The sequence below is a fragment of the Phocaeicola sp. genome (assembly GCF_048170425.1).
In the GTDB taxonomy this organism is placed as follows: domain Bacteria; phylum Bacteroidota; class Bacteroidia; order Bacteroidales; family Bacteroidaceae; genus Phocaeicola.
In genome coordinates this window covers 1-8,171 of record NZ_DBEXBB010000291.1, presented here as the reverse complement: position 1 = coordinate 8,171, position 8,171 = coordinate 1, and the positions used below count along the sequence as shown (strand labels likewise).

Genomic DNA, 8,171 nt, shown 5'->3' with positions numbered 1-8,171 from the left:
AATTCCAAAAACTCTATAAAGAAAAAGATAAAATCGGTCACACACCTCATACGCTAGATTCCGCTCCTACCATTCGGGAACTAGATATACTCAAAGCCATAGCAAAAGGCATGAATACTCATGAAATATCCGAATATCTCTTTATCTCAGAAAATACAGTAGAATGGCACCGGAAAAACCTGATGGTAAAGTTCGGAGCCAAGAACGCTACCGACCTGGTCATTAAAGCTCTTTCCAAAGGCTATCTCAGTATTCCACTGAAGTAAGTACAACTTGCATATCTGATTATATCTGATTGTTTCATTTAAATATCTGCTACCATGAAAACGTTAAGTTATTATTTATTAGGCATCTTTTCACTATGCATTCTGAATGCATGTGATAATGAAGAAAATCCCGCTCCTCAACCTCCTCCGTCCAAAGGGGAAGAAGCTGTTCAAGAAATTATAGAAGTACTGAAAAACAGCGACCTGGAAGTCAGCCAGTTTGTAGAAATACTAGAAAAAGTGGACGTAACAGACCTGACACAAGATGAACTGACCGTCTTTGCTGTAAAAAACACAAGCACTGCAAGCCGTTCCACTGTACTGGATACAGCTTCCATCAAAAATCACATAGCAAAAGGACGTTATGCAAAAGACGATTTGAAAGATGGTACCAAACTGACCAGTATCAGTAACGATACTCTTTATGTAACACGTACAGAAAACGATGTACTGATTAATGGCATCAAAATTGAAGGAAATGCCATTCCTGCCGGAAACAGCTTTGTGTATGTCGTTCCTGAAGTAATTCCCATGATGGAGGCACCTGTCACTTACAAACATCAGACTACAATCAAGGTGGATCTTATAGACAGAGGATATAAGCCACTCGAAGGCGTGACCATCGCTGCTAAAAACGGAGATACCGGAGCAGAACTAGGTACGTTCACTACCGATACAGAAGGGGTAGCCGTAATTTCCCACAACTGCGACACGCTGACCTACACCCTCCACAAAGAAGGCTACTCGAACCTCTCAGACGGATACCTGCTGGTAGGCATGACGGCAGACGGCAACTTGTCCTATGCTGACCTGAACGGAGACGGAATAACAGACGAAAGGGACAAAGTAAGCGAGCCTTATACTTACTTTCTGAATTACAAGACACTACAGGAAATAACCCACACCACTGAACAGTGCTACATGATAGAAATAAAAGAGGAAGAAATCAACGTGGAAGAGATTGAAGCAAAATGGAAGCAGACATTTGGGATATTCCTGACTCAGAGCAAAAACATGGAATTCAATCTGTTATATGATAAAAACTTTGATTACAACATGATTGAATATACTTCCAGTATGTTCTGGGATTTCGCTTATCAAACAATAGACGATTGCAAAAAATACCTGAATCAATTAACTTCACTCAATACCGAAGAAGGATGGGAAGCTTCCTGGAATTTAACCGTCGACTTGGAAGTCATTCAGACTCAACTGTTTGGTCTTTATGGAAAAGTAGCTCCACTTGACAACGAGGAAAGTAAGAATCAATTAATATACTATCTGGCCGACTTATCCGATACTCTTCCTATCCAGTTGGCGATAGCCTCAAAAACATTGCTTGGAAAAATATATTTATTCTCTGGATATTATGAGGATGTCATTCAACAATGCCTATACATCATAAATAACACCACATATACCTTGGATTCAAATGCACTAAATAATTCAGAAAGTCAGGAAATAATTTGGGGAGGATATAAAGACAATTTCGGTAATCCAGGAGGTTCTTATATTCATCCAGTTCTGCTGCGTGAAGTCTACCTTATGGCTACCATCGCTTATTCTCAAACCGGAAGAGAAATGGAAGCTACAAACGCTAAAAACATGTTAAAAGCTGCATTCTCTGTCGAAAGCACAGAATGGAAGGACTACATCAATCTGCTGCAAGGAACCGGAGGCACTTATCCATATTACCGCCTGCTGAACTTACCCATCGAGCAGACTGGATTCGACCTCAATAAACATTTCTATTTACCCATTCCTCAAACTGCGCTCAACGCTTATCCAGGAATGAAACAGAACCCTGGATATTGATTCTCTCTTTAATCTCTCTAACACAAAAAATCCCAGCCGGAAATTCCGACTGGGATTTACTTTATATCTGCAAGGGAAAGATTACATCATACCGCCCATGCCACCCATTCCCGGAGCAGCCATCGGCATTTCAGGCTTTTCTTCCTTCTTCTCTACAATGACACACTCTGTAGTCAGGAACATACCTGCGATAGAAGCGGCATTTTCCAATGCTACACGAGTAACCTTTGCAGGGTCAACTACACCAGCTGCGTGCAAGTGTTCGTACACATCTGTACGGGCATTGTAACCGAAGTCGCCTTTACCTTCACGTACTTTCTGTACTACGACCGCACCTTCCTTACCCGCGTTAGCTACAATCTGACGAAGCGGTTCTTCGATAGCGCGCTTGATAATTTCAATACCAGTAGTTTCATCTGCATTGTCACCTTTCAAGCCTTCCAACGCATCGATGGCACGGATGTAAGTTACACCACCACCCGGTACGATACCTTCTTCGATAGCGGCACGAGTAGCACACAAGGCATCATCTACACGGTCTTTCTTTTCCTTCATTTCTACTTCGCTGGCAGCACCTACGTAAAGAACTGCTACACCACCTGACAATTTAGCCAGACGTTCCTGCAATTTTTCCTTATCGTAGTCAGAAGTAGAGTTCTTGATTTCAGCCTTGATCTGGTTGATACGTTCCTGAATCAATTCCTTCTGGCCTGCACCGTTTACGATAGTAGTATTTTCCTTAGAAACAGTTACCTTGTCGCAAGTACCCAACATTTCGAGTGTAGCCTGTTCCAGTTTCAGACCTTTTTCTTCGCTGATAACTACACCGCCGGTCAATACGGCAATATCTTCCAGCATAGCCTTACGACGGTCGCCGAAGCCCGGAGCCTTCACAGCACAAATCTTCAACTGACCACGCAGACGGTTAACTACCAAAGTAGTCAATGCTTCGCTGTCTACATCTTCTGCGATAACCAACAAAGGACGTCCGCTCTGTACAGCCGGTTCCAAAATAGGCAAGAAATCTTTCAAGTTAGAAATCTTCTTATCGTAAATCAGGATATACGGATGTTCCATCACGCATTCCATCTTTTCAGTATCAGTTACAAAGTAAGCAGACAAGTAACCACGGTCAAACTGCATACCTTCTACCACGCCGATTGTAGTATCTGTACCCTTAGCTTCTTCGATAGTGATGACACCGTCTTTAGAAACCTTACGCATAGCATCAGCAATCAATTTACCGATAACCGGGTCATTGTTGGCAGAAACGGTTGCCACCTGTTCAATCTTGTCGTAGTTATCACCTACTGTTTCAGACTGAGCCTTGATAGATTCAACCACCTTTGCCACTGCCTTGTCAATACCACGTTTCAAATCCATCGGATTTGCACCGGCAGTAACGTTCTTCAAACCAACACCTACGATTGACTGAGCCAATACAGTAGCAGTAGTTGTACCGTCACCTGCATCATCACCCGTCTTAGAAGCAACTGATTTTACCAGCTGAGCACCTGTATTCTGGAACGGATCGCTTAATTCTACTTCTTTGGCTACAGTTACACCATCCTTTGTAATATGAGGAGCACCGAACTTCTTTTCGATGATTACGTTACGACCTTTCGGGCCCAGTGTTACTTTCACTGCATTAGCCAGTTCGTCTACACCTTTTTTCAACTGATCGCGAGCGTCAATGTTGAAGAGAATATCTTTTGCCATAGTGAATTTCCTTTCTAATTTTATTCGTTAATTACCTAAATTATCCCAAAACTGCCAGTACATCGCTCTGACGCATCATCAAATACTTCACACCTTCATATTCGATTTCAGTACCAGAATATTTTCCATATAATACAGTATCACCCACTTTCAAGACCATTTCTTCGTCTTTTGTGCCGTGACCCACTGCTACTACTTCACCCTGCAACGGTTTTTCTTTTGCTGTGTCAGGAATAATGATACCGCCGATTGTTTTTTCTTCTGCAGGAGCCGGAAGAATCAGGACTCTGTCTGCTAATGGTTTAATGTTCATAATGCTATAATTTAGTTTATATTTTATCGTTTGCCAAATGCGTTAAAGCACCTATCTTTCTACGAAAAGCGTGCCAAAGTAAAAGACTGACATTTTGACATAAGCAAACTGACAAGAACGACCTCTCCACTGACAGTTCTGGCACCCGATCTTGCACGCAAACAAAATCCATTATTGGAGATATATCGAAAAATAACTATCTTTACCACCTGAACCTAACATAATAAATATATGAACAGACCTTTAAAAACACTTACTTTAGCCACTGCACTTTCCTGCACAATGGCTACGGGATGGGCTTCTATTTTCACACAAGCACCCGATCAACAAAACAATGACTACGAAATGTTTATGGAAAAAATCCGCAATACGACTATTAAAAACCCTTCCATAGACAAAAATCTAGTCTTGTTTCAAGAAAACGGTTCATTTAGTGACATTGATTATGATGATACTCAAATGACCAACTGGACTCCTATCAAACACATAGAACGTTTGTCCGATTTCGTCTATGCATATACCAACGAAAAGAACAAATACTATCAGAATGAAGATTTATACCAGAAAATCGTCAAAGGACTGGAATACTGGTATGATGTAGATTCTGAAAGTGATAATTGGTGGCACAATCAGATTTCTGAACCACAGAAACTCGGTGTACTGCTCATTCAAATGCGTACCGGAAAAAACCAGATTCCACAAGCATTAGAAACAAAAATATTGAAACGAATTCAAGAAACAGGCGGAGACCCGGCTAAATGGACAGGCGCCAACCGTACCGACATTGCTCTACACTGGATTTACCGTTCTTGCCTGACACAGAATGAAGCCGATTTGAAAACGGCTATCGATAACGTTTTCAATCCGGTGGTATATACCACGGAAGAAGGATTCCAACATGATAACAGTTATTTCCAACATGGAGAACAATTGTATATTGGAGGTTATGGAGATGAGATACTCAAAGGTGTCACTCAAGTGGCTTCCTATGCATTAGGAACGCAGTATCAACTTGATAAAGAGAAAGTTGAGCTACTCAGCAAGTTCATGCGCGAAACTTATTATCGTACCGTACGTGGTCAGAACATGTCATTCGATGTAGTAGGACGAAGTGTCAGCCGACCGGGATTACTAAACAAACGAACCACTGCCACTTACGCCCAGCGAATGATAGACATCGATCCAACTCATGCCGATGAATATAAGGCCATCATCGCACGTCTGAATCGAAAGCAGCCAGCCGATTATCAGGTAACAGCTTCACATACCCATTATTTCCGTGGTGACTACTCATTACATGTGCGTCCTCAGTATAACTTTGACGTACGTTTGGCTTCTACACGCACCAAGAAATGTGAATACGGCAACAAAGAAAATCTGAAAACCTATTTCATGTCCGACGGATGTACCAATATTACGCAAACAGGAGATGAATACTTTAACATCTTCCCTGTATGGAACTGGTGCCATATTCCGGGTACAACTGCTCCCCAGCTGGATAAAGTACCAATGGACCCGAAAGCATGGGGTGTGTTAGGAACTTCCACATACGCAGGAGGAGTTTCCGACAGCATTTATGGAGCTACAGCATACGCCTATATGGACACCAATCCTGAAGTAAACACCGGGGCTAAAAAAAGCTGGTACTTCTTTGATAACGAAGTAGTATGTCTGGGAGCTGGTATCCAGTCCACTTCTACTTATCCGGTTCACACCACTGTCAACCAATGTTTCTTGAAAGACGACATTTTGGTCAACAAAACCGGTAAAGAAGAAAGCGTAGCAAACGGAAGCTATACATTGCAAGCACCTCAATGGGTATTGCATGACAAAATCGGTTATTTCTTCCCACAGAAAGAAGAAGTATTCCTGACAGCCCAGACACAAACCGGACGCTGGTATGACATCAACACCAGCAAGTCGAAAAAGGAAGAAAAGATGGATGTCTTCACATTAGGTATCAATCACGGTGTCGGCCCGAAAGACGGTTCATACGCCTACATTGTCGTATCGGGAAAGACTTCAGCCAAAGAAATGGATGCCTACCAGAAAGAAAAGGCCATCGAAATCTTGTCAAATAACGCAAAGATTCAGGCTGTCCGCAACACCAAACTGAATGTCTGGATGGTGACTTTCTTCGAAGCAGGTACCTTCAAACATAAAGAACTGAGTGTAACCGTAGACAAGCCTTGCGTGCTGATGGTAAAAGACATCACTGCCAAATCGGCCAACCTGCACATAGCCGACCCGGGACAAACCCAGTCGCCCATCCAGGTGGAACTAAAAATCGGAAAGAAGCAACAAACTCTCACTGCCGATTTCAGCCAGACAGGAATCTATGCAGGAGCCACCAAACAATACACTGTAAAACTTTAATTTCAATATGAGATAAAAAAGCTCCATGGCACTTGACTGAATGCCATGGAGCTTTTTCTTTAGACTCATTCTTCCGTCTCCGAAAACAAGCCCCTTGCCGGAGGAGATACAATATCCTTGTCAGCTTCCTGACGCAAACGGGAAGAAAATTTCTTTTTCGAAGTAATTCCTAGTTCCGTCAGCATATCTGCCTGCCGAATCAGGTTGCCTTTCCCTTGCGAAAGTTGTCCTAAAGCATTCTTATAAGCCATGGAAGCCGCCTGCAACGTATCCCCAATTTTCTCGAACGTTTCGGTAAATCCCACAAGTTTCTCATAAAGCACCGTCCCCCGCTTGATGATATCCTGAATATTCTTTACCTGATACTCCCGCTTCCACAAATCCAGCGCCAGTCGTAACGCCGCAATCAGATTCGTGGGACTCATCAACACTACTTTCTTCTGATAGGCATAATTCCAGATGTCCGGATCGGTCTGCAACGCTAGCAGATAAGCCGGCTCGTTCGGTACGAACATCATCACAAAATCCAGTGAAGACACATTGTAGCTGGAATAATCCTTCCGGCTCAACTCATCCACATGCGCCTTCACCGATGCCAGATGCGCTTTCAAATATTGCTCCCGCTGCGCAGCATCCTCACACGCTACATAGCTGGCATAAGCTGTAAGAGATACCTTCGAATCAATAATCACCTGACGGTTGTCCGGATACACCACCAATACATCGGGCTGCATCCGCTGCCCCCATTCATTCTTGAGCGGTTCACCGTGTGCATCTTTCAAAAATTCCTGCCGGAAATATTCTTCCCCTTCCCGCAATCCGGAATTTTCCAGAATGGTTTCCAAAATCATTTCTCCCCAGTTTCCCTGCACTTTGGAATCACCCTTCAAGGCCCGTGTCAGGTTGTTGGCGTCGTCGCTAATCTGCTTGTTCAACTGTATCAGTTCCTTGATACGGTCTTCCAAAGAAAAGCGCTGCTTGGACTCTTTATCGTACACCTCTTCCACCTGATGCTTGAATTCTTTCAAATTCTCTCCGAAAGGTTTCAACAGGTTACTCAAGGTTTCCGAACTAAGCCGGTTAAATGCCTCCGTCTTCTGCTGGAAAATCCGGTTGGCCATATTCTCGAACTCCGTATTCAGTTGCTTCCGTAACTTCTCCACTTCCTCTTTCTGATTCTCCAGACGCTCTTCCAAGTTGCGACGCTCTGCCTGTGAAGTAGCCAGTGCCCGACTAGCCTCTGCCCATTTCCTGGAAAGTTCATCTACTTGTTCACGCAGTCTCTCTGTTTCTTTCCGGTACTGCTCTGTCAGCAATTCAGTACGTTCCTTTTCCGCCTTCAGCAAATCCTGAGCATGCTGTTGGTTCATCTGTAACTCAGATCGCAAAGAAACAGACTTTCTCGCAGCCCACAAATAACCCAGCAGTCCTCCTACTATCACGCCAACAATCAAATATACAAATTCCATATCTTCTGCTAATTTTCGAAACGCCTATAAAAAACACAGGTTTCACGAAACAAAAGTCCGAAGCATCTGCCTCTTCCGTCTCTTCCGTGAAACCTGTGTTCTTTTTATTTATGATTAACGCTCATGCTTATCCGTTGATGGCAGCTACCAGTTCGTCCGGAGTAACCAGCGACTGTTCGCCGCTTGTCATATTCTTCAGCATGACTTTTCCTT

6 protein-coding genes are annotated in these 8,171 nt (G+C 43.2%); 3 read left to right on the top strand and 3 right to left on the bottom strand.

What is annotated here, in order from left to right:
- A partial coding sequence (locus ACMJ0U_RS11435) for a response regulator transcription factor (RefSeq protein ID WP_417130040.1) occupies nucleotides 1-266 on the top strand: 266 nt, incomplete at its 5' end.
- 54 nt (nucleotides 267-320) lie between these two features.
- On the top strand, nucleotides 321-2,081 hold the full coding sequence (locus ACMJ0U_RS11430) for a fasciclin domain-containing protein (RefSeq protein WP_417130039.1): 1,761 nt from the start codon (nucleotides 321-323) through the stop codon (nucleotides 2,079-2,081).
- 81 nt (nucleotides 2,082-2,162) lie between these two features.
- On the opposite strand, the gene groL is transcribed toward ACMJ0U_RS11430, so the two are convergent.
- Both groL and ACMJ0U_RS11420 read right to left on the bottom strand, forming a co-directional pair.
- Nucleotides 2,163-3,800, bottom strand: a complete 1,638-nt coding sequence (gene groL, locus ACMJ0U_RS11425; RefSeq protein ID WP_417130038.1) for a chaperonin GroEL — start codon at nucleotides 3,798-3,800, stop codon at nucleotides 2,163-2,165.
- A gap of 40 nt (nucleotides 3,801-3,840) precedes the next feature.
- Nucleotides 3,841-4,113 (bottom strand): co-chaperone GroES, encoded by a 273-nt coding sequence (locus tag ACMJ0U_RS11420; RefSeq protein WP_007562047.1) that lies wholly within the window; start codon nucleotides 4,111-4,113, stop codon nucleotides 3,841-3,843.
- A gap of 231 nt (nucleotides 4,114-4,344) precedes the next feature.
- On the opposite strand from ACMJ0U_RS11420, the gene ACMJ0U_RS11415 reads away from it, so the two are divergent.
- Entirely contained in the window at nucleotides 4,345-6,489 is a 2,145-nt protein-coding gene (locus tag ACMJ0U_RS11415) for a polysaccharide lyase 8 family protein (protein WP_417130037.1), read from the top strand.
- Nucleotides 6,490-6,554: 65 nt separating this feature from the next.
- On the opposite strand, the gene rmuC is transcribed toward ACMJ0U_RS11415, so the two are convergent.
- On the bottom strand, nucleotides 6,555-7,958 hold the full coding sequence (rmuC, locus tag ACMJ0U_RS11410) for a DNA recombination protein RmuC (protein WP_417130036.1): 1,404 nt from the start codon (nucleotides 7,956-7,958) through the stop codon (nucleotides 6,555-6,557).
- Between the last annotated feature and the right edge of the window lie 213 nt (nucleotides 7,959-8,171).